This window comes from Photobacterium frigidiphilum, from assembly GCF_003025615.1.
GTDB classification, from domain to species: domain Bacteria; phylum Pseudomonadota; class Gammaproteobacteria; order Enterobacterales; family Vibrionaceae; genus Photobacterium; species Photobacterium frigidiphilum.
The window spans coordinates 112,322-134,691 of record NZ_PYMJ01000012.1; the positions used below are offsets into that span (position 1 = coordinate 112,322).

The 22,370-nt window shown below is 42.1% G+C and carries 21 protein-coding genes; 10 read left to right on the forward strand and 11 right to left on the reverse strand.

All coding sequences use genetic code 11. The features are described from left to right. Nucleotides 1–6: 6 nt before the first annotated feature. The 4 genes from cgtA to rplU all read right to left on the reverse strand — a co-directional run bounded on the left by cgtA (nucleotide 7) and on the right by rplU (nucleotide 2,863). The gene (gene cgtA / locus C9J12_RS13790; RefSeq protein ID WP_107243244.1) at nucleotides 7–1,179 is read right to left on the reverse strand and encodes an Obg family GTPase CgtA; all 1,173 of its coding nucleotides are present in this window, start codon (nucleotides 1,177–1,179) and stop codon (nucleotides 7–9) included. A gap of 104 nt (nucleotides 1,180–1,283) precedes the next feature. Next, nucleotides 1,284–2,210, reverse strand: coding sequence for a DMT family transporter (locus C9J12_RS13795; protein ID WP_107243245.1), 927 nt, complete (start codon nucleotides 2,208–2,210; stop codon nucleotides 1,284–1,286). 64 nt (nucleotides 2,211–2,274) lie between these two features. After that, on the reverse strand, nucleotides 2,275–2,532 hold the full coding sequence (rpmA, locus tag C9J12_RS13800; RefSeq protein ID WP_006228392.1) for a 50S ribosomal protein L27: 258 nt from the start codon (nucleotides 2,530–2,532) through the stop codon (nucleotides 2,275–2,277). A 19-nt stretch (nucleotides 2,533–2,551) separates the two neighbouring features. After that, nucleotides 2,552–2,863 carry a 50S ribosomal protein L21 gene (rplU, locus tag C9J12_RS13805; protein ID WP_006228393.1) on the reverse strand — a complete coding sequence of 104 codons (312 nt, stop codon included), beginning with the start codon at nucleotides 2,861–2,863 and terminating at the stop codon, nucleotides 2,552–2,554. A 278-nt stretch (nucleotides 2,864–3,141) separates the two neighbouring features. Between rplU and ispB the strand changes: the two genes are divergently transcribed. Continuing rightward, nucleotides 3,142–4,113 carry an octaprenyl diphosphate synthase gene (gene ispB / locus C9J12_RS13810; RefSeq protein ID WP_107243246.1) on the forward strand — a complete coding sequence of 324 codons (972 nt, stop codon included), beginning with the start codon at nucleotides 3,142–3,144 and terminating at the stop codon, nucleotides 4,111–4,113. Between the two features lie 144 nt (nucleotides 4,114–4,257). Next, nucleotides 4,258–4,449, forward strand: a complete 192-nt coding sequence (locus C9J12_RS13815; RefSeq protein WP_041393854.1) for a hypothetical protein — start codon at nucleotides 4,258–4,260, stop codon at nucleotides 4,447–4,449. 97 nt (nucleotides 4,450–4,546) lie between these two features. Here the strand turns inward: C9J12_RS13815 and mdh are convergent, their stop codons facing one another. Beyond that, complete coding sequence (gene mdh / locus C9J12_RS13820; RefSeq protein ID WP_107243247.1) at nucleotides 4,547–5,485, reverse strand: malate dehydrogenase; 939 nt, start codon at nucleotides 5,483–5,485, stop codon at nucleotides 4,547–4,549. A gap of 352 nt (nucleotides 5,486–5,837) precedes the next feature. Here mdh and argR point away from each other — a divergent pair, with 352 nt between their 5' ends. From argR to C9J12_RS13840, 4 genes are all read left to right on the forward strand, one after another. Next, the gene (argR, locus tag C9J12_RS13825; RefSeq protein ID WP_006228397.1) at nucleotides 5,838–6,308 is read left to right on the forward strand and encodes a transcriptional regulator ArgR; all 471 of its coding nucleotides are present in this window, start codon (nucleotides 5,838–5,840) and stop codon (nucleotides 6,306–6,308) included. A gap of 293 nt (nucleotides 6,309–6,601) precedes the next feature. Next, nucleotides 6,602–7,573, forward strand: a complete 972-nt coding sequence (locus tag C9J12_RS13830) for a TAXI family TRAP transporter solute-binding subunit (RefSeq protein ID WP_107243248.1) — start codon at nucleotides 6,602–6,604, stop codon at nucleotides 7,571–7,573. A gap of 106 nt (nucleotides 7,574–7,679) precedes the next feature. Then, entirely contained in the window at nucleotides 7,680–10,256 is a 2,577-nt protein-coding gene (locus C9J12_RS13835; protein ID WP_107243249.1) for a TRAP transporter permease, read from the forward strand. Between the two features lie 75 nt (nucleotides 10,257–10,331). Beyond that, the gene (locus tag C9J12_RS13840) at nucleotides 10,332–10,778 is read left to right on the forward strand and encodes a universal stress protein (RefSeq protein WP_107243250.1); all 447 of its coding nucleotides are present in this window, start codon (nucleotides 10,332–10,334) and stop codon (nucleotides 10,776–10,778) included. A 55-nt stretch (nucleotides 10,779–10,833) separates the two neighbouring features. Here the strand turns inward: C9J12_RS13840 and C9J12_RS13845 are convergent, their stop codons facing one another. Continuing rightward, nucleotides 10,834–11,454, reverse strand: coding sequence for a flavin prenyltransferase UbiX (locus C9J12_RS13845; protein ID WP_107243251.1), 621 nt, complete (start codon nucleotides 11,452–11,454; stop codon nucleotides 10,834–10,836). Nucleotides 11,455–11,475: 21 nt separating this feature from the next. Then, entirely contained in the window at nucleotides 11,476–12,834 is a 1,359-nt protein-coding gene (gene mpl / locus C9J12_RS13850; RefSeq protein WP_107243252.1) for a UDP-N-acetylmuramate:L-alanyl-gamma-D-glutamyl-meso-diaminopimelate ligase, read from the reverse strand. A gap of 194 nt (nucleotides 12,835–13,028) precedes the next feature. Between mpl and fbp the strand changes: the two genes are divergently transcribed. The 3 genes from fbp to C9J12_RS13865 all read left to right on the forward strand — a co-directional run bounded on the left by fbp (nucleotide 13,029) and on the right by C9J12_RS13865 (nucleotide 15,265). After that, nucleotides 13,029–14,045 carry a class 1 fructose-bisphosphatase gene (gene fbp, locus C9J12_RS13855; RefSeq protein ID WP_107243253.1) on the forward strand — a complete coding sequence of 339 codons (1,017 nt, stop codon included), beginning with the start codon at nucleotides 13,029–13,031 and terminating at the stop codon, nucleotides 14,043–14,045. Nucleotides 14,046–14,264: 219 nt separating this feature from the next. Next, entirely contained in the window at nucleotides 14,265–14,795 is a 531-nt protein-coding gene (gene ppa, locus C9J12_RS13860) for an inorganic diphosphatase (protein WP_107243254.1), read from the forward strand. Between the two features lie 80 nt (nucleotides 14,796–14,875). Continuing rightward, nucleotides 14,876–15,265, forward strand: a complete 390-nt coding sequence (locus C9J12_RS13865) for a rhodanese-like domain-containing protein (RefSeq protein WP_107243255.1) — start codon at nucleotides 14,876–14,878, stop codon at nucleotides 15,263–15,265. A gap of 73 nt (nucleotides 15,266–15,338) precedes the next feature. On the opposite strand, the gene C9J12_RS13870 is transcribed toward C9J12_RS13865, so the two are convergent. From C9J12_RS13870 to tamA, 3 genes are read right to left on the reverse strand one after another with little or no spacing between them, the layout of a single operon-like run. Then, a complete protein-coding gene (locus tag C9J12_RS13870) occupies nucleotides 15,339–15,707 on the reverse strand; it encodes a gamma-glutamylcyclotransferase family protein (protein WP_107243256.1) in 369 nt (122 codons plus the stop codon). A 35-nt stretch (nucleotides 15,708–15,742) separates the two neighbouring features. After that, nucleotides 15,743–19,498: an autotransporter assembly complex protein TamB gene (tamB, locus tag C9J12_RS13875; protein ID WP_107243257.1), complete on the reverse strand. Its 3,756-nt coding sequence runs from the start codon at nucleotides 19,496–19,498 to the stop codon at nucleotides 15,743–15,745. After that, nucleotides 19,495–21,231: an autotransporter assembly complex protein TamA gene (gene tamA, locus C9J12_RS13880; protein WP_107243258.1), complete on the reverse strand. Its 1,737-nt coding sequence runs from the start codon at nucleotides 21,229–21,231 to the stop codon at nucleotides 19,495–19,497. Before tamA ends, tamB begins: the two co-directional genes overlap by 4 nt. 168 nt (nucleotides 21,232–21,399) lie before the next feature. Between tamA and msrA the strand changes: the two genes are divergently transcribed. Then, the gene (gene msrA / locus C9J12_RS13885) at nucleotides 21,400–22,035 is read left to right on the forward strand and encodes a peptide-methionine (S)-S-oxide reductase MsrA (protein WP_107243259.1); all 636 of its coding nucleotides are present in this window, start codon (nucleotides 21,400–21,402) and stop codon (nucleotides 22,033–22,035) included. Between the two features lie 43 nt (nucleotides 22,036–22,078). On the opposite strand, the gene C9J12_RS13890 is transcribed toward msrA, so the two are convergent. Beyond that, on the reverse strand, nucleotides 22,079–22,291 hold the full coding sequence (locus tag C9J12_RS13890; protein ID WP_107243260.1) for a DUF1107 domain-containing protein: 213 nt from the start codon (nucleotides 22,289–22,291) through the stop codon (nucleotides 22,079–22,081). Nucleotides 22,292–22,370 lie beyond the last annotated feature (79 nt).

Genomic DNA, 22,370 nt, shown 5'->3' on the forward strand with positions numbered 1-22,370 from the left:
GAATGATTACGGCTTGTAGATGATCTCTACGTCGTAATCATCTTCATTCCAGTCATCCCAATCGTCATCGTCATCATCTTCTTCAGCTTTTTTAATTTGCTCAGCGTGATAATCGTCCCACTTGAATTCAACCTTCTCAACTTTCTCTTCAACTTCATCATACTTATTCTGAGGAAGTGATTCGATAGTGGTCATTAGGTCGTAAGTTAGCTCTTTAGTACCGTCACGAGTAAGTGCAGAGATACAGTAGTAATCTCCTTCCCACGCTAACGCTTCTAAGACTTCGCTAATTTTCGCTTGTTTATCTTCTTCTGACAACAAATCAACTTTGTTGAAGATAAGCCAACGCGGTTTATTTGTTAACTTATCACTGTATTTGTCCAGCTCGTTAATAATTGTAAATGCATTCTCAACTGGGTCTGAACCATCAGCAGGTAGCAAATCAATCATGTGCAGCAGTACACGACAACGCTCTAGGTGCTTAAGGAAACGAATACCTAGACCTGCGCCATCAGCAGCACCTTCAATCAAACCAGGAATATCTGCAATAACGAAACTACGCTCAGCATCAACACGTACAACACCTAAGCTAGGAATCAAGGTGGTGAATGGATAATCAGCAACTTTCGGCTTAGCGGCAGATACAGAGCGAATGAAGGTAGATTTACCAGCATTAGGTAAACCAAGCATTCCTACATCAGCAAGTAACAGTAGTTCAAGACGTAAATGACGAATTTCACCTTTACTGCCCATTGATTTTTGACGAGGAGCACGGTTCACTGATGACTTAAAACGTGTGTTACCAAGACCGTGGAAACCGCCTTTAGAAACCATCACTTTAACGCCGTGATCCGTTAAGTCAGCAATGACTTCACCTGTCTCTTCATCGATCGCGCGAGTACCAACAGGAACAGTCAAGATCTTATCTTCACCACGATGACCCGTACAATTACCACCACGACCATTTTCGCCACGTTCAGCAGCATGGAATCGCTCAAAACGGAAATCAATCAATGTATTAACGTTTTCATCTGCGAGTAGGTAAACGTCACCACCATCACCGCCATCACCGCCGTCAGGACCGCCTCGAGGCACATACTTTTCAGTACGGAAACTAACGGTACCGTTACCACCGTCGCCAGCATCAGCTCGAATTACCGCTTCATCTACAAACTTCATCTTTTTCTCCGCACTGTGGCGTTTAACATACGAGTCTGACTTATTTACATGCTTTACGCACATTAAATTAATCAGATTGTATTAATCATTGTAATGGACCTTGGCTATTTGTGCTGGCGAATAATTTTATGGCCAATTGCACAAAACATGGCACTGCTCACCACAACCATTGCACCGAGATACCCTAAAGTATTAAGGTCTGCCGCGACAAAAAATTGTGGCCAAATCAAACTAGCAAGGTCTACAAATAATATCGTAAACAAGGGAGCAAGGGTAATAACCGCGCTCACTTGTGAGGCTTGCCAACGTGCCATTGCTTCAGCAAATGCACCGTATCCTACAAGCGTATTAATACAGCAGAACATCAACATGCCCAACTGTCTCGAATCCATTAATAAAAGCTGCTCTGGTTGAGCCATCGGCGTAAGCATTAATGCGCAGATCACATAGATCATTAGTAAGATCTGAGGTGAACTGAACTGCTTAAGCAAGCACTTTTGTGCCAGCGCATAAACAACCCAAACTAAAGCGGCGACGACAGCTAATAATACGCCAAGCGTATATCCTGTAAAACTCGTTAATAAATCAACTAGCTTCTCATTAAAAAACAGGAGCAAACCGAACACCAGGCATGACACACCAATTATTTGGTGTAGGCCTAACTTTTCTTTAAACAGCCATACACTCGACAATAACAAAATGACGGGAGCCAACTGAATAATGACCTGAACCACTGAAGGGTCTAGGAATTTTAATGCACTGTTATACAGTACAAAGTTACCAGCAAGACCAATACTACCCAGCAATAACAGACCTATGTCTGGAAGCCTAGCAGATTTAACTTGAGGTAATTGCTTTCGCCAAAATAACCAAGCACCTAAACCAATAGAAGCAGTTACAAAGCGATACCAAACGATGGTAAAAGGATCCATCACTTCTACAGCTTGTTTCATGGCGATGGGCAAAGCCCCCCAAAAAACAGCCGTTGTCAGTGCTAAAGCCATACCAGCTGCAGGGTTATGAGTAGACATAAACCCTCCATAAATAAAAAGCCCCGCCAGTAGGCAGGGCTTTAAGATTCGTTACGAGGCTAAATTAAGCAGCTTCGATAGTTACGAATTTGCGGTTTTTAGGACCTTTAACTTCGAACTTAACTTTACCGTCAGTAAGTGCGAATAGTGTGTGGTCTTTACCCAAACCAACGTTAGTGCCTGCGTGGAACTTAGTACCACGTTGACGAACGATGATGTTACCTGCAAGAACAGATTCACCACCGAAGCGCTTAACACCTAGACGTTTACTTTCTGAATCGCGGCCGTTATTAGTAGAACCGCCAGCTTTTTTGTGTGCCATCTTTAAATTCTCCTAGTTATTAAGCGCTGATGCCAGTGATTTTGACTTCAGTGAACCACTGACGGTGGCCCATTTGCTTACGAGAATGCTTACGACGACGGAACTTAACGACTTTAATCTTATCGCCACGACCGTGCGTTACAACTTCAGCAGTTACTTTACCACCAGTTACGAATGGTGCACCAACTGTTACTTCTTCACCGTTAGCAACTAAAAGAACGCAATCAAACTCAACGTTTGCGCCAGTTTCAGCTTCTAGTTTTTCCAAGCGCAAGGTTTGACCTTCGCTTACTCGGTGTTGCTTACCACCACTTTGGAAAACAGCGTACATGTCTTACTCCGCTTCTCCGCATAGGCCATTTGCCACGTAAATTTTGGGCAATGGGTATGCGCTTAATCTTGTCATCAATAGGGCGCGAATGTTACGTGAAAATGACGCTTCTGGCAACCCATTAAAGAAAGAAAATTGGTGGAAAGGTGTTCAATAATTTAAGCAGTCTCATTCTGATTAATCGGGGTTATGAATAAAGATATAATTTAGTGTAAGATTCCATAACTGTTTTGAATAATTCTCCGCCTTAAGCGGCCAACAATTTTGCTGGATGTATAATGGATTTTAAAGCTATCCAAGCGCTCACCGCCAACGATATGGCGGGAGTTGACGCGAAGATACAAGCACAACTGAACTCAGATGTAGCTCTTATTAATCAACTAGGCTTTTACATTGTAAGCGGTGGTGGCAAACGCTTACGTCCGATGCTTGTCGTTCTTGCCGCTCGTGCTTTGGGCTACCAGGGAGACAAACACATAACGGCTGCTGCATTTGTAGAATTTATTCATACTGCAACATTGTTACATGACGACGTTGTTGATGAATCTGACATGCGCCGTGGTAAAGATACAGCCAATGCTGCATTTGGCAATGCAGCTAGTGTTCTTGTCGGGGATTACATTTATACCCGTTCATTTCAGATGATGACGAGCCTAAGATCATTAAAGATCCTCGACGTCATGAGTGAAGCAACAAATGTGATCGCTGAAGGCGAAGTTCAGCAGCTAATGAACTGCAATGATCCTAATACGACTGAAGATAACTATATGCAGGTTATCTACTCTAAAACGGCTCGCCTTTTTGAAGCTGCAACTCAGATTTCTGCGATTATCACAGAATCCTCGACTGAAGTTGAAGTTGCGCTACAAGACTATGGCCGTTACCTCGGCACTGCTTTTCAGCTCATTGATGATGTGTTGGATTATGTCGCAGATGGCAAGGAAATGGGTAAAAACGTGGGTGATGACCTTTCCGAAGGTAAACCGACACTTCCACTGCTACATGCTATGCATAATGGTAATGAAGCGCAGTCAGCCATGATTCGTGAAGCGATTGAAAAATCCAACGGTATGGACAAACTAAACGATATTCTGGCCGCCATGCGCGAAGCTGGCTCTTTGGACTACACTCAGCAACGCGCGGAAGAAGAAGCAGAAAAAGCAATCGCAGCACTAGTCCCCATTGCTGAGTCTGATTACAAAGAAGCGTTGATCCAACTTGCTCATTTAGCGGTTAAACGTACAAAGTAAAATAGATATTTAGATAAAAGCCTGCCTCGTGCAGGCTTTTTTATGTCTCGATGATCTTTACCGTGATCTATATGCCTACAGCGGATCGTACCTATACTTGAATGAACGAAGGCCGCTTTAGCATGCAAAGTAACAGGAGGCGTTATGCAAATTAAAGATCTAAAGCAGGGAATGTGGATCGAATGCCAGCAGGGGGTGGCTGAAATCATTTCAATTGATCAAGCGCATAACTCAGTGATCATTGAAAACAGAGACGATCATACTCGCAATACCATAAAATGCGATGACATTACCGATCAACCGCAACTTCATACTGGTTGTGACAGTTACTATTAATGAAGCTAGTCATTAAATAAATGTACATTACAAATCTTAATGCATAAAAAAAGCGGCATACATAATGCCGCTTTTTGATGAACGTTATATGTCGCTACTATTTAGCAGCAAACTCTTCACCTAGTGTAATATCTGAAGTCAGGGTATCTAGCATGTTATTTAGTGCTTCTTGTTCAAAAGTACTTAACTTGCCGTAATCCATCACTTCTTCTATACCTTCTTTGCCTAAAATAACTGGCTGTGCAAAGAAACGTGCATGCTTACCGTCACCTTCAACATAAGCACACTCAACAATACCTTGCTCGCCTTGTAGGGCGCGAACAAGTGAAAGACCAAAGCGATAAGCCGCTTGACCCATAGACAGTGTTGCAGAACCACCACCCGCTTTAGCTTCTACTACTTCAGTACCTGCATTTTGAATGCGTGGCGTTAATGCTTTAATTTCTTCGTCAGAAAACTCAACACCTTCAACTTGAGACAATAAAGGTAGAATAGTCACACCTGAGTGACCACCGATGACTGGCACTTGAATGTCACTTGGGGTTTTGCCTTTTAATTCAGCAACAAATGTTTCTGAACGAATAATATCAAGTGTTGTGATACCAAATAAACGACGCTTGTCGTATACACCTGCTTTTTTCAATACATCAGCAGCAATCGCCACCGTCGTATTTACAGGGTTCGTAATAATACCTACGCATGCTTTAGGGCATACAACAGCAATTTTTTCAGCTAAAGATTTAATGATACCAGCGTTTACATTGAAAAGATCAGAGCGATCCATTCCAGGTTTACGTGCAACACCAGCAGAGATTAATACAACATCAGCACCTTCCAGTGCAGGCGTTGGATCGACACCACCATAACCCTTAATAGAAACAGGAGTTGGGATATGGCTAAGATCAGCCGCAACACCAGGAGTTACTGGAGCAATATCATATAGCGCAAGATCAGAACCTGCAGGTAAGCCGTTTTTCAACAGTAAAGCCAATGCCTGGCCAATACCACCTGCAGCACCAATTACAGCAACTTTCATTTTCGTTCTCCTTTACGATAGAAGTATAATTTCAGACCTGCTAAAGACGTTATAGCAAGCAATTGTTAAATACAATCGAACACAATCAGCTTTGCGAAGTGACGCATCCTCATCATAAAGTGAGCTTACTGCGTGCGACAAGGAAAAGAATGAATGGATGGCACTTACACCACAAAATTGATTCATCGCAACAAACAACAATACTGCATAACAGATCAAATAAGTTGTATGAAAAGACATTGACCGAGCCTATAACAGTGATTGAAACGTCAGTTTCAATGAACACTGTTTGCTACTAACCAATAGGTTATGCAAAAATACGTCACCTCGTCCCTGTACATAAAATTTACTTATGCGAAATTCAGATAAACAAGAACGCTTAATTAAAGCATTCAAATCTATTCTAAAAGAAGAAAAGTTCAGCTCCCAAGGTGAAATTGTTGATGCCTTGAAAGCTCAGGGGTTCGACAACATCAACCAATCCAAGGTCTCCCGCATGCTGACCAAGTTCGGTGCTGTCCGTACTCGTAATGCAAAAATGGAGATGGTCTATTGTTTACCAATTGAACTAGGTGTGCCGACTACTACAAGTCCTTTAAAGGAACTCGTAATGGAAGTGGGTCATAATAGCGCCCTAGTTGTCATTCATACCGGTCCTGGTGCCGCACAAGTTATCGCTCGCTTACTGGATTCATTAGGTAAAGCAGAAGGTATCCTTGGTGTTGTTGCTGGTGATGATACAATTTTCATTACCCCAACCAACACAACAACAACAGAAGAGCTCTTTAATTCTGTGTGTGACCTTTTCGATTACAGCATCTAATCAAAAATTGGGGGCTTTCGGCCCCCATTAAATGAGATAAAGCTCACAATCAAGAAAACTTATCCCCCCTAGCTAAAAACCTCACCAACCAATTGATAAAAAAGACAAATAACAATAAACAGTCAACTATCCCTCACCTTTTTATCAAACATTTGGTACATCTTTGTTAACACAGTTTTAAATACTTCCATCAATTTTGCTATTATCTGGTTGATTTACTTCCGCAAGGATGCCTTTCCATCGATGGAAAACATTTCCTAAATGGAGATAACTACAATCAATAAGGGACAAGCATGGCATTTAAAAAATTACTACAAATGAGTGCACTAGCAGGCGTTGTAATGACAGCAGGCATGGCGAACGCTCAAGAATTTGTAACCATTGGTACTGGTTCTGTTACGGGTGTTTATTACCCAACAGGCGGTGCGATTTGTAAACTCGTCAATAAAAGCAGCAAAGAGCACAATGTTCGTTGTTCTGTAGAATCAACTGGTGGTTCTATCTATAACGTCAATACTATGCGTGCTGGCGAATTAGATTTTGGTATTGTTCAATCAGATTGGCAGTACCACGGCTATAACGGTACAAGTAAATTTGAAAAGCAAGGTCCGTACAAAAAGTTACGTGCTGTATTCTCATTACATACAGAACCTTTTAACATCATCGCTCGTACTGATGCCAGTATTAATAGCGTTGAAGATTTGAAAGGTAAACGCGTAAATATTGGTAATCCAGGTTCAGGTGACCGTGCAACAATGGGGGTTGTAATGGACGCTCTAGGTTGGACTAACGCTGACTTTAAACTCACGTCAGAATTAAAAGGTTCTGAACGCTCACAAGCACTTTGTGACAATAAAATTGACGCCTTCGTCTATGTTGTTGGTCACCCAAACGGTTCAATCAAAGAAGCAACAACATCTTGTGATGCGAAGCTAATACCTGCAACTGGCGCCAAAATTGAAAAAATTGTTGCTGATAACCCGTACTACACAGCAACAACAGTACCTGGTGGCATGTATAAAGGCTCAAACGAAGATGTAAACAGCTTCGGTGTGGCAGCTACTATGGTTTCTACAACAGATGTTTCTGATGAAATCGTTTACGAAGTAGTAAAAGCCGTATTTGAAAATTTCAGCACCTTCAAACGTCTACACCCAGCATTTGCTAACTTGAAGAAAGAAGACATGATCAAAAATGGTCTATCTATCCCTCTTCATCCTGGTGCAATCCGCTACTACAAAGAAGCTGGTCTTCTTACAAAATAATCAAGATTGACTACATTTAAGAGGCACTTCGTTGCCCCCATGCGCCGCGATTGCGGCGCATGTTATTTAACATGCCCATAAAAAATCATAAAAAACAGGATGCTGCATGACGAAAACAACAGACACGTCACCAGATGTTCAAGACATGGTGGCACAAGCAGATACTGGTGCACGAAACCCCGCTGGTATTGCTGGGCGTATTTTATGGTTAGTTCCACTGTGTTGGTCACTATTCCAATTATGGTACGCATCACCGCTCCCATTTATTTTTAACTTTGGCATCCTTAACGATACCGAAGCGCGTTCAGTACACCTCTCTTTTGCTATTTTTCTTGCGTTTACTGCTTACCCTGCTCTAAAAAACTCGCCACGCGATCATATTCCAGTCGTTGATTGGATCCTGGCGTTAGCGGGCAGTTTTGCCGCTGGTTATATCTACATTTTCTATACCAGCCTCGCTGAACGTTCAGGCGCTCCTACTCAAATAGATATTGTGGTTGCAGTAATGGGTATGATCCTGTTACTTGAAGCTACTCGCCGTGCGCTAGGCCCACCTCTGATGGTTGTCGCAGCAGTCTTCTTGCTGTACACCTTTGGTGGTCCACATATGCCAGATGTTATTGCACATAAAGGGGCTAGTCTAAATAAGGCAATGTCTCATTTGTGGCTAACTACAGAAGGGGTATTTGGTGTTGCACTTGGCGTATCAACCTCTTTCGTTTTCTTATTTGTATTATTTGGTGCAATGCTAGAGCGAGCAGGGGCTGGCGCTTATTTCATTAAAGTCGCGTTTTCTTTATTAGGCCATATGCGTGGTGGCCCAGCAAAAGCCGCCGTTGTTGCATCAGGTTTATCAGGATTAGTATCAGGCTCATCGATCGCGAACGTTGTTACCACCGGTACCTTTACAATCCCATTGATGAAGCGCGTCGGATTCTCTGGCGAAAAAGCCGGTGCCGTTGAAGTAGCAGCGTCGACTAATGGTCAGCTTACTCCACCAATCATGGGTGCAGCGGCATTCTTAATGGTTGAGTATGTCGGTATTTCTTATGTAGAAGTTATTAAAGCTGCAATTTTACCTGCATTAATTTCGTATATTGCTTTGCTATACATTGTTCACCTTGAAGCCTGTAAAGCAGGTATGACAGGGCTACCACGTCGTTATAAGCCAACCATGGCGCAAAGCTTACTATCCTTTGTGGTCACGATACTGGGTCTGATTGTGATCAGCGGGGCAGTTTATTACGGTATCGGCTGGACAAAAGATGTGTTCGGTGCGGCTGCAACCCCAATGATTGCTGTGGCTATTTTAGTTGCCTATATTGCTTTGATAAAAGTCTCTGCTAGCTATCAAGATCATACGATGGAAAACCCAGATGAAGAACTGACAGAGGTACCGGAACCAGGTCCCACCATCAAGTCTGGTTTGTATTTCTTATTGCCTATCGTGGTACTGGTTTGGTGCTTAACCGTTGAACGCTTTTCTCCTGGTCTTTCGGCATTTTGGGCAACCATCTTTATGGTTTTCATTTTATTAACACAGCGCCCATTATTGGCACTGTTTAATAAAGAGAAAACACTCACCGATGCCGCACGCGAAGGGGCTAATGATCTCATCGAAAGCCTTGTTTCTGGTGGTAGAAACATGATCGGTATCGGTGTCGCAACAGCAGCTGCTGGTGTCGTGGTAGGCGTAGTAACACTAACGGGTATCGGCTTGGTAATGACTGATTTTGTCGAGTTCATTTCAGGCGGAAACATCATGCTAATGCTGCTATTTACGGCAATTATTAGCTTAATATTAGGGATGGGACTGCCAACAACCGCGAACTACATTGTGGTATCAACGCTAATGGCACCCGTTATTGTGACGCTTGGGGCACAAAGCGGGCTCATTATCCCGTTAATTGCAGTGCACCTATTCGTATTCTATTTTGGTATTCTTGCCGACGATACGCCACCTGTAGGTCTTGCCGCCTTTGCTGCAGCAGCAATTGCAAAATCTGACCCCATAAGAACGGGTATTCAAGGCTTTACCTACGATATTCGAACGGCAATTTTGCCCTTTATGTTTATCTTCAACACGCAATTATTGTTGATCGACATTGATTCCTGGTGGCACTTAACCCTTACTATCGTATCAGCCGTTATAGCAATGTTAACCTTCTCAGCTGCGACACAAGGTTGGTGGTTTACCAAAACAAAATGGTGGGAAGTCGCATTACTCCTCTTAATTACCTTCTCATTATTCCGCCCTGGTTATTGGTGGGATATGGTCTACGATGCCAAGCATGAAATGCCAGGTACATTGATCGTAGACGCTGCAGATAAGTTAGCGGTTGGCCAGCCCCTTGAATTACAAGTCAGTGGTGAGAACCTAGAAGGTAAATATATTACTAAGCATGTACTGCTACCATTTGATGAAGATGCTATTGATCCCAATGATCGCATTGCATCAACTGGGCTGATGCTGCGTCAAGACGGTGAAAAAATGATTGTTGATATGATCGAATTTGGTAGCCCTGCAGAAGCTGCAGGTATCGACTTTGATTGGGAAATCACAAAAGTGAGCCTTCCAGCAGTCAGACCAATGAAAGAATGGGTTTTTGTTCCCACTTTACTTCTCTTAGGTGCTTTAGGATGGAACCAACGCCGACGAGCAAAAGCTGAATTGACAAAATAACGACTCAGCATAACAGTCTAAGCTCTAAAGGGAGTATCCATTTCCTTTAGAGCCCATACAATTATAGAGAATAATATGTATAAGCAAATTTTGGTTCCTGTTGATCTAAATGAAAAAGGTTTTGCAGACAAGGCGGTTGAGTTGGCGGTTTGGCATGCAAAACAATCTAACGCGACGATTCATTTATTGAATGTATTACCCGGTATTCACATGTCGTTGGTATCGAGCTACTTCCCCAAAGATGCTGCTCGTAAAATGATGCAAGATACTCAAAATCAACTCAAAGTATTTGCAGAACAATATATCCCTGCTGAAGTATTACATCATCAGCATGTTTGTGAAGGCAAAACCTGGACAACGATTCTTGAGTATTCAGAGAAAATTGGTGCCGACCTCATCATCATGCCAAGCCATAAACGCTCGAAAATCGATCGCGTAATGCTCGGCTCTGTCGCTTCAAAAGTCGTCGAAAATTCACCAATTAATGTCTTGGTATTAAAGCCGCAGGCTCACCTTAAATAAGTGGAAACAAGACAAATAAAAAGCCCACAACCTGGGCTTTTTTCAATAATAAGCGCTATTTTTTTCGCTGATCATACCCCCAGCGAGGAACAAGACCTTGCTCAACGCCTAAATGATCCAGCATTCTTGCGACCATAAAATCAACAAGATCATCGATGGATTCAGGCTGATGATAAAACCCCGGAGCCGCGGGCATTATTGTCACGCCCATTTTTGATAGCTTCAGCATATTCTCAAGATGAAGAGTGGAAAATGGTGTTTCTCGTACCACCATTAATAACTGACCACGCTCCTTCATAACAACATCGGCTGCACGTTCTAACAGATTGTCAGACATACCGTGTGCGACAGATGCTAGCGTGCCAGCAGAGCAAGGGCATATAACCATTTTCTTCGGTGCCGCAGAGCCTGAAGCTACTGGCGAGAACCAATCGTCTTTACCACACACTGATAATTGACTGGCATCGCACTGTAAATGCTCAACTAAAATCGCTTTTGCAGCATCAGGGCCAGCAGGTAACTTCAAGCCATGCTCAGTGGCTAGTACCACCCTCGCAGCCGATGAGATCAACAAATACACATGATATTCAGCACCAAGCAAGCACTCTAATAAACGCAAGCCATAAGGAGCACCAGAAGCGCCAGTCCACGCTAAGGTGATGCGTTTATCTTTCATTATTCAAATCCTTAATCACCGTTATTTAGCCGCTAAAGCAGCAAGTAACTTGTCATGAATACCACCAAAACCACCATTACTCATCACTAAAATAGTGTCGCCATCTTTAGCTTCAGTGACAATTTTATCCACCAGCTTATCGAGATCAGCGTCCGTTGTAGCAGGCTGAGAACAGCCATCGGCAATTTCATTAACTGACCATGGGATAGTGTCTGGTTGATAGATAAATACATAATCAGCGGCATTTAATGCAGGGGCAATATCCCCTTTATGCACCCCAAGTTTCATCGTATTTGAACGAGGTTCTAGCACTGCAAGAATACGTTGTTCATCGCCGATTTTAGCGCGTAAACCACCTAAGGTTAGCTCAATCGCTGTTGGATGATGGGCAAAATCATCATAGACTTTAACGCCTTTCACTTCGCCTTTTAACTCTAAGCGACGCTTGGTATTAATAAATGTTGCTAATGCTTCACAGCCCAGATCTGGCGTAACACCAACATGACGCGCCGCTGCGATCGCCATTAATGCATTGCTAACATTATGATCACCGACCAAGTCCCAACTTACTGTGCCAGTCATTAAACCATCAAGGTATACATCAAATACACTGCCATCAGCCACTTGCTTTTTCGCAATCCAATGACCATCGCCTCCGGTAAATTCAAGCTCACTCCAGCACCCCATATCAAGGGTCTGCTGAATACTCTCTACACCTTTGGGTGCCAAAATACGTCCATTACTTGGCACGGTTCTCACTAAGTGATGAAACTGACGTTGAATGGCTTTCAAATCATCAAAAATATCAGCGTGATCGAACTCCAAATTATTCATAACAAGCGTTCGTGGGTGATAATGAACAAACTTAGAACGTTTGTCGAAAAAAGCACTATCGTATTCGTCCGCTTCGACAACGAAAAACATGCTTTCACCTAAACGGGCAGAAATACCAAAGTTGCCAAGTACTCCCCCGACAAGGAAGCCCGGTTCATACCCACAATCTTCAAGGATCCACGCTAACATGCTGGCCGTTGTTGTCTTACCGTGTGTGCCTGCAACAGCCAGAACCCAACGATCATGTAATAGAAACTCTTGTAGCCACTGGGGGCCAGAGGTATAACGCATATTAGTATTCAGTACATGTTCAACACACGGGTTACCACGGCTCATTGCATTGCCGATAACCACTAAATCAGGCGCAGGGCTTAATTGCGCAGGATCGTACCCCTGAATAATATCAATCCCCTGAGATTCAAGTAACGTACTCATCGGGGGATAAACATTGGCATCACTGCCAGTCACTTTATGGCCTAATTGTCTGGCTAGGGTTGCAGCCCCCCCCATAAATGTGCCGCATATACCTAAAATATGAATGTGCATAACGTCTGGCTCACTGGCTAAATTAAGGTCATTTCACGCTTTTGTATTACTTCGTTACCATAAAAAAGATCTTTCTATACAATTTGTCATATACAAACAGGTAACACTTTATAAAACAGGTACGCAAAATTGTCCATTCGAGACATTGTACCTGACATAAACGCCCCAGTGACAACTTGATGCAAGGATTGTACATGCCCAATATGAAAACTCTTGGTGAGTTCATCGTAGAGAAACAAAATGACTTCCCCCATGCTAGCGGTGATCTATCATCACTGTTAGGCTCGATAAAACTTGCAGCAAAGATCGTCAACCGTGAAATCAACAAAGCTGGATTAGTTGACATCACCGGTGCCGTAGGCAGCGAAAATGTTCAGGGTGAAGAACAGCAAAAGCTTGACCTGTATGCCAACGATAAATTCAAGGCGGCAATGGAAGCTCGTGACCAAGTATGTGGTGTGGCGAGTGAAGAAGAAGATGAAGCGGTTACGTTCAATAAAGAGCTAAATCGCAATGCTAAATATGTCATCTTAATGGACCCACTTGATGGTTCTTCAAATATTGACGTTAATGTATCTGTCGGTACTATTTTTTCCATTTATCGTCGTGTTTCACCGATTGGCACTACACCCACCCAAGAAGATTTCTTACAGCCAGGTAATCAACAAGTTGCTGCAGGTTATGTGATCTATGGTTCATCAACCATGTTGGTTTACACCACGGGTAATGGCATTCATGGCTTTACATATGATCCATCATTAGGTGTGTTCTGCTTATCGCATGAAAATATGCAGATCCCTGAAGATGGACAAATATACTCAATAAACGAAGGCAACTACATTCGTTTCCCACAAGGGGTTAAAAAGTACATCAAGTTCTGCCAAGAAGATGTACCAGCAGATAACCGCCCTTACACTTCTCGTTATATTGGCTCTTTAGTCTCAGATTTTCATCGTAATCTGCTAAAGGGTGGTATTTATATGTACCCAAGTACGGCAATGTATCCAAACGGAAAGCTCCGCTTATTGTATGAATGTAACCCTATGGCATTTTTGATGGAACAAGCCGGTGGTGTTGCTTCAGATGGCAAAAATCGCATCTTGGACATCATACCAACCGAGTTGCATCAGCGTGTTCCCTTCTTCGTTGGCTCAACCAATATGGTTAAGCAAGTTGAATCATTTATAGAAGAATACCCAGAGCAACACTAATAAAATAACAGCAGGTTGTGCATTACAACCTGCTGTACTTCATCCAGATACATGTTCAATGAAAGCCTGTTCATTGAATAATATAGAGATAGGTCAGTCTTTTTACTTGTTTCTTTCTAAAGCTAATCGTTAACCACCAATTTTCTTTTTTTTTCAGATTCACTGGTTATAATCCTTATATCTACAACATTTTATTAACGTAATATAAGGAAGTTAATCATGAGCCTGAATCAGGTACCAGCAGGAAAGGATATTCCTGAAGACATTTATGTTGTTATTGAAATCCCAGCCAATGCTGATCCAATCAAATATGAAGTAGATAAAGATACTGGTGCCATTTTTGTCGATCGCTTTATGTCATCCCCAATGTTCTATCCATGTAACTATGGTTATGTTAATGACACGCTATCGTTAGACGGTGATCCTGTTGATGTATTAGTGCCAACACCTTATCCATTAGTGCCAGGCGCTGTTATTCGTTGCCGTCCTGTTGGCGTGCTAAAAATGTCAGATGAATCAGGTGAAGATGCAAAAATAGTGGCTGTTCCACACAGTAAATTAAGCAAAGAGTATGATCATATCCAAGATGTAAATGATCTACCTGAGCTGCTTAAAGCACAAATCAGCCACTTCTTTGAACGTTACAAAGAGCTCGAAGTCGGTAAATGGGTAAAGGTCGACGGATGGGAAGATGCCGCAGCTGCCAAAGAAGAGATAATGACATCTTTTAAACGTGCTCAAGAAAAATAATACTCATATCGTTTTCAAGTAAACGCTTCTATTTAGAGGCGTTTATATTCATCCTTAGCATTACAGAAAGAGCATTCCCCGTGAGAATATATTCCTCTTTTATATCGGCATTATTGTTGTTAACCAGCCTCACGATAACAAGCGTGCAGGCAGAAGTTGTTACAGCTGAAGAATTTTGGCAGCATTACAATACAGGCAACCCAATATTGATTGATGTCCGTTCTAATGACGAGTTTATGGCAGGTCACCTCCCTCAATCTATTAATATCCCCTTCGATAAAATAGAATCAATTACGTCTTTCTCTGATGATAAATCTCAAATAATTTTATTATATTGCAGATCAGGTCGACGAGCCGAGATAGCGGAGCAAACATTGAAAGAATTGGGGTATAACCATATTTATAATGGCGAAAATTACCAAAAGCTTCTTGTCGCAATGCCTGAATCTATCAGTAACGGTAAAAAATAAGACACGATAATTCGCATGTTCATGCCTTTTCTTTATTCATTACTGATTATTTATCCGTTAATTCTGCACAAGCTTACTGACGATGCTTTACATACACATTCCAATCACCCGTCATAATCTGTGGGCAACCTTGAATAGATAATTGGTACACATATACCCACGCTTTACCCCATACCGTCGATACGAGGTGGCGATCGTATAAAGTAGGATATTCCTCTAAACGGTCCAATGCCTGTAACGTCAAACCATCAACTTTATACACCTCGCCATATAAAGGTAAGGTGCTGTCATGATTTTTAATTAAAGCCGGATATAGCCCTAAATCATAAAGGGCGTAACCATTATCCAGTTTACAGGCACCAAGAAAACCCGCCTTTTTCAACCAATGATGATTACTTTGACCCGCTCTTAACGTGCCATAAACCAGTACGTTACACGACATTATCGTTACCACACTCGCGACATGAATTAATACGATTAATCAAATTCAAACTGATATAGTAAATCAACAGCACTGTCTAACCCCGATACTGCCTCAACATATAAATCAGTCATTAAGCGATAACGAACGGTAAACTCACCAATAGAGTCAAAGATCCCGACACCGTATTTCACTTGAAGACCAGGGGCAATATACCCCCCAATAGTGACTTGTGAATCATCACCGGATCCTGCAGTCGAGACACTCAGATCTTGAACTCCTACCGCTTTGCCTACATCACCCACCAGCTGACCACTTCGCGCTAACCCCATGCCAATCAAAGCGGTTGTCATGGCATTATTATTGTCTCCACCTTCACTATCGATATCTTTACCTTGAAGGATATATGACAGTGCATTTTGTTGAGGCATTGCTGGGTCTGAAAAAATATCAACTTTCGGTGCATCGGCTGGACCCGTTACTCGAAGACCAGCAATAACATCATCTTCAATATTATCGGGGTCACGAATGGCTTCAATAGATAGATAAGGCTGATCAGCAGGACCATTAAATAGTATTTGCCCTTTACGAATCACTAACTCTTGACCAAAAGAACGATAAGACGACCCTTGTGTGATATTGACTTCACCATAAATCAGTGGGCCTTTTCCTTCTTGTCTAACGCTCAGCTTACCAATAAGGCCCGCTTTAAGTCCAAAAGCAGATAACTTCACATCATTACCGATATTAACTAAAACATTGGTTTTAATATCAAAGGGAATGCTTTCTTCTTCTTTCACAGGTTTAAGGTTATCACCAAGAATGATTTCATCATCAGACACTGAAACAGCTGACTGCGGTAATTGCTTAACATTAATACGTCCCCAAGGAATACCTATATTACCAGTAATTTCAGCGCGTCGAGGCGATACTGAAATCGTCAAATCTGGCGATACTTTTAATGCAACCATGGGGGGAACACTCACTTGAAGTTCCTTACCATTGACATGTAATTGCGTTTTCCATGCCGCCATATCTTGCCAATCACCCGAACCTCGGATAAGCAACTTACCATCAGGCGTATCAACATTACCTTGTAAGGTTGCGTTATACCCAGCAAACGACGCTGTTATATCGGCATTGGTAACATCTAAAGGGACTTTTAGCCCAGTAGCCGCTACCTTCGTCACCTTGAATAGACCATTAATTGCGGGGTGTTTGATGGGACCGGTTACCGTTAAGCTCGTATCAACCTGCCCACCAAATTTATGATAATCCTTAATTACAGGTTCAAGAAAATCAAGCGTAAAACGATCTATCTTAATGTTCGCATTTAACTGTTGATCACTTGTGAGCTGTGTAACAGTTGCTTTGCCACTTAAATCACCGTTATTTTTTACAGCGACTAACCAATCCGCATTCAGTACATCATTTTTAACTTCAGCATTTAATGAAATGCTATCCCAGCCAACAATAAGAGGATCTTCATCACGGGCCATTTGTTGTAAAACAGAGCCAGAAGGAAGCTTAATTTGAGCCTTTACATACGGTGATGATTTAGGTGCCCATGTTGCTTCTAAGTTAGCACCCACTTTACCTGTTAACGTTGTTTCTTCGGGTATAAATGGCTTTATTAAATCAAAATCAAAATCATTGACTGCGACTTTTGCATGACCGGACGCTCCTGCCTCTAGGTTTTCAACTAAGCACAATGATGATTTATCTTGTTGCCAACAATGTGCAGCAACATTTGCTAATGCTGTTTTTAAGTTATACCCCAATGCTGTTGGCTTATTCAGTTTCCAAGGGCCGACAGGCGTCTCGATTTGGGCTTGATTGAGTAGCCCTTGCCAACCAGTACTACGATCAAGCTTACCGATTAATGCTAAATCAGCACTCACAGGATCAGCATTTAAATCAAGCAACAGCTTATGGTCATCCTCTGTTCCCCGAAATGTAAGATTTAAATCATTAAGCTTAAAAGTATCAAATGTTCCATTTTTGGCATTTAAACGAATATCCGCTTTTAATTGGGGAACGGGAGTCACTTCACCAGCCAACTCAAAAGACTCTAAAGCCGCTTGTTCTTGCCAACCTAATGTCTTTCCGCTTAAAGCTAAATCAATTTTAGGTTCCGCCATTTTTCCAGATAAATTAACGTGACCTTGCACTCGACCACGAAGCCCTGGTAATGATTGTGCTAAATCTGGCGCATCTATTTGTGCCGACATCGCCCACTCTTTGGTTAGCTTGCCTTTTGCCATTAAGCCATTTGGTCCATGCTTTAAATTCAGCCCATCGGTTTCTAATTGAACATTACCCTTACCACTTCTGTCGTCGGCATCAAGCTGACCGTTTAAAGTAAAAGATTGATCCATAACGACACCATCAATGGCTAACTCAGGCAGTGAAACAAACCAACCACCTTGTTTAGTTAAACCACCCGAGGTGCGAAATGTTCCACTCAAGTCCCCCTGAGCATCTGGCCATTCAATACCTGGCTGAATATGACTAAAATCTAATTGCCCTTGCCATTTTACAGCATCTTTCCAGCTTGCATTCGCACTGCCCGTAATAGAGCCACCTAATGTATCGACCTTCAAGCTTTTCAATGCCACCTTATTTAAGTCACCGTCACCTTTAAGGTTTACAGCAACCGCTGGCATTGGATCTCCATTGATTTTACTTTCCACATTAAATGTAAAGCCATCCAAACTACCTTCAGCATTAAGCGTGGTATTTGCTACTTCAAATTCAGCTTTCGTATCAATGGGCCATTGAATGTGTTTACTCGACACTTTCAAATCAAACGGTAATTTAGGGTCTAATGGTGATAAATCGCCAGCAACAATCGCATCAAGCGTGCCTTTTAAGCTGGCATTTAATGTCAGTTTGGCTAATGAACCCGATGCTTTTAGAGTAAGGTTATGCCCTTGTAAGGGCTGTAACGCGATATCGGTTACAGCATCAAGCAATAATGGATAATCGCCGGTTAACGTGACATTTGCGGTTGCATCTAACTTTGCTTGAGACACCACTAACGCAAGCTTACTTACATCAATATCACTGCCTTTTGCGGTTGCTACCAATTCCAATAAATTAACCGTTTGTGGGGTATCACCATTGAGTTTGAAGTCTTTTATTGTAAAGCGCTCAATATCAAAAGACATTGGTAGTACGACTTCCGGCAATACAATTGGTTGAGAGGGGGAATCTGCAACACTCTCAGCCGATTCGCTACCTTCAGCTTCAGGTGGTGATGCTAATGTGAGGTCTATCCCTTGCCAGTCTGTTGGCTTCAAGATGACATGACTACCTTCAAGCTCAGCAGCTGTTGAAAATTGCTTCCAAGCAACTTTATTGCCTAGAATATCTAGCTCAATATCATCGAGTCGAACTCGATCAATACGGATCGGTAATGGCATTACTATTTCAGTAATTGGATCTGTTTCTGGTTCAACATCAGTGTCTGGCTGAGAAGCAGGCAGCTCTGGCATCGAAAAACGTACACCTGTTAGCCCTAAATCTGTCACACAGATTTCAGGCATTAGTAGGCAACTATCATCTAACGTCAAATTCATGTTATCAGCCGACAGGTCGACGATGTCGTCTTTATATTGAATTTTATTTAACTGGAAACCCTTAAGTAATGCCCCACTGCTACTTTCAACAGATAATGCAGGTAACGCTTTCATTGCCCCCCATACCGCTATTTTTACCCCTGCAGGAGTATAAAACAGGGACGCTATAGCAATGATAAGTAAGAGGATAAGAGCTAATAATCCCAATGATACACGCTTCAGCCAGATCATAATTCAGGTCCCAGAGTAAAGTGGAGCTGGAACTTGTCTTTTTCTTTCTCAAGCCCCCAAGCAAAATCAAGACGAATAGGGCCCACAGGGGATGCCCAACGTACGCCAACACCTGTACCGCTATACCATTCAGGATTACTGATCCATGCCGAACCATAATCGTAGAATACCGCCCCCCACCAATCCCCATAAACGCGGTATTGATACTCTAGCGTTGAGGTTGCCATGTATTGCCCACCGACTAACAGACCACCATCATTTCGCGGAGCAATAGACTCATAACCATACCCGCGAATACTGTTATCACCACCAGCAAAGAAACGCATAGACGGTGGCACATCTTCAATTTTCTCGGCTATCACGGCACCACCGTCAAGGCGTAAGATACCTCGATGATTTTCACCAGCACTGCGAATCCAAGCGCTACGACCACGAAATCGGGCTAAACGCGTATCAGAACCTAAAGCAGGATCGGCATATTCAATTGATATTAACTGCTTATCACCCCACGTTGGCATAGCACCACCTCTGGCGCGGGTCTTGCTATAAGTAATGCCAGGAATGATCATGCTCAGAATGCCTTTCTCGCCATTCCCTTCCTTATCAACGCCTTGCTTATAGTCTTCATATAACCAACGTAAGGAAGCAACACGCTTCCAATCTGATTCGAGCCGCCAGTGTCTTTCGAGACCAATGTTATACTCGATACTTTGCGTATCGTGATTATCAACATAACGAATACCACCAATGACCTGATAATAATCATTCAGAACATCATCAAGTGGAATTTTATACGCGGCCTCAATTTTAGGCTGCACCTTTGATAGTTCTGTTTTAATACTCAGACTATGCCCGGCACTATTTAGCCAAGGCTTCTTCCAGTTAAGCTTTAAACGCGTACCGACATCTGTTGAATAACCGATACCCGTTTCAATTTGATTACGAACTTGAGGAGCTAAATTTACAGCAATAGGCACAGTTCCATCATCTAAATGCTGTACATCTCCACCAACAAATATCGAAGAAAACCAACCGACGGTGGATAAACGCTGATTAAATTCACCCAATTTAGATGCTAAATACGGGTCATCTTTTTCAAATGGGATCAACGATTGCAATCGGTCTTCATCAATTTGGCTACCAGTAAACGTCGTGTCACCAAAGTTATATCGTCGTCCACTGGAAAATTCGATGGTAATGAAAGCTTCATTACGAGAGGGGGCTACTTCAATTACGCTCTTAGTTAAAGAGGCATCAAAGTAACCTTTACGCAAAGCTAAACTTGAAAGTGATGATTTGAGGGATTCATATTTACCGTGATTCAACGATTCGCCTAATCCTAAGCCGCTACCTTTCACCAATCCAATAAAATCAGGATCACTTTCTGCCATACCTAAAAGTACAATATGACTTTTCGCAATATGTGTAATAGGCCCTTTCTCAACCGTAACGGCAATGGATGACTTCTTATCGTCGTCTTTAATCTCATAGGTAAATATTGGTTGATAGTATCCTAACGCTTTTAATGCGTTTTCAATTTCATCTTCCAATTGCTCTCGAAAACGCAGCGTTGTACTGTAATCATCTTTAGGGATCGCAGAAACATAAGCATCCACATTATCCTGAAGATTCCCTTTTAATCCCTTTATGGTTAGCGACGTATTTGCTAACACTGGCGTAGCGAAAACCATCGCAACAACGGTCAAACCAAACCGCTTTAAAACATCATTCATTATTATTTTGCTTCATTGGTAAAGTTTCATCTCAATCAGATGCCGAAATTATTGTGACAAAGCAAAAGACTACTGCCAATCTCTCATCCCTGAAAAGCATTGAATATTGATTATTGGTAAACAATCCTCTATTTTCTATCTAAAAGACAGTGTAAAAAGGATATAACAATGTCACCAAACAAACATAATTTAATCGCACCAGAAACAGCTTTAATTGGGCGAGCAACATCCATTACCCCATCATTACCACATGCGGTGAATGGCACAATATTAAATGATGAAAAGCCTAGTAATTACAGCGAAATCATCATCGGCATGGGCTGTTTCTGGGGGGCTGAACGCTTATTTTGGAATCTACCAGGCATCTATAGTACAGCTGTTGGTTATAGTGGTGGTTTCACTCCTAACCCTACCTATGAGGAAGTTTGCTCGGGTAAAACAGGGCATTCAGAAGTTGTCAGAATTATTTATGATCCTTTAATTACCTCTTTAGAACAGATTTTAACTTTATTTTGGGAAAGTCATAATCCAACTCAAGGTATGCAACAAGGTAATGATATTGGCACTCAATATCGCTCAGTCATTTATACAACAACACCTAATCAGCTCACATATGCTCAGCACAGCAAGCAATGTTATCAACAATCTCTTGAACAACAACAATTAGAAAGCCCTATTACAACGGAAATAGAGCCTGCCGGTACATTCTATTTTGCAGAAGATTATCATCAACAATATCTAGTAAAAAACCCTAACGGCTATTGTGGATTAGGAGGAACAGGGGTGTGCTTCATACCTCTATAAGCACAGTAACCATATTTGCAGCCAGAGACCCTATAAGCTCTGGCTACATAGTGCCTTCTAACGCCAAGCACTGAATCTCACGATTTACTTCTGAAAGTGTACTCAATGCTTTCAAATCGTGTTTTTTCGACGGTAATAATCGACCATAATCAAATTCAAAAGCTCCAATGCCGACAATAAATAAACGTCCTCGGAAGTAGCTTTTCACATAACGGGCAATTTGATTCGGCCTGTATTGTTTAAATATTCTAAGCATAAATCCCTCTCTATAATGATCATAATAGTAGACCTTGGATCATCACTTTTGTTTCAACCAATGTAATGACTTATGCATT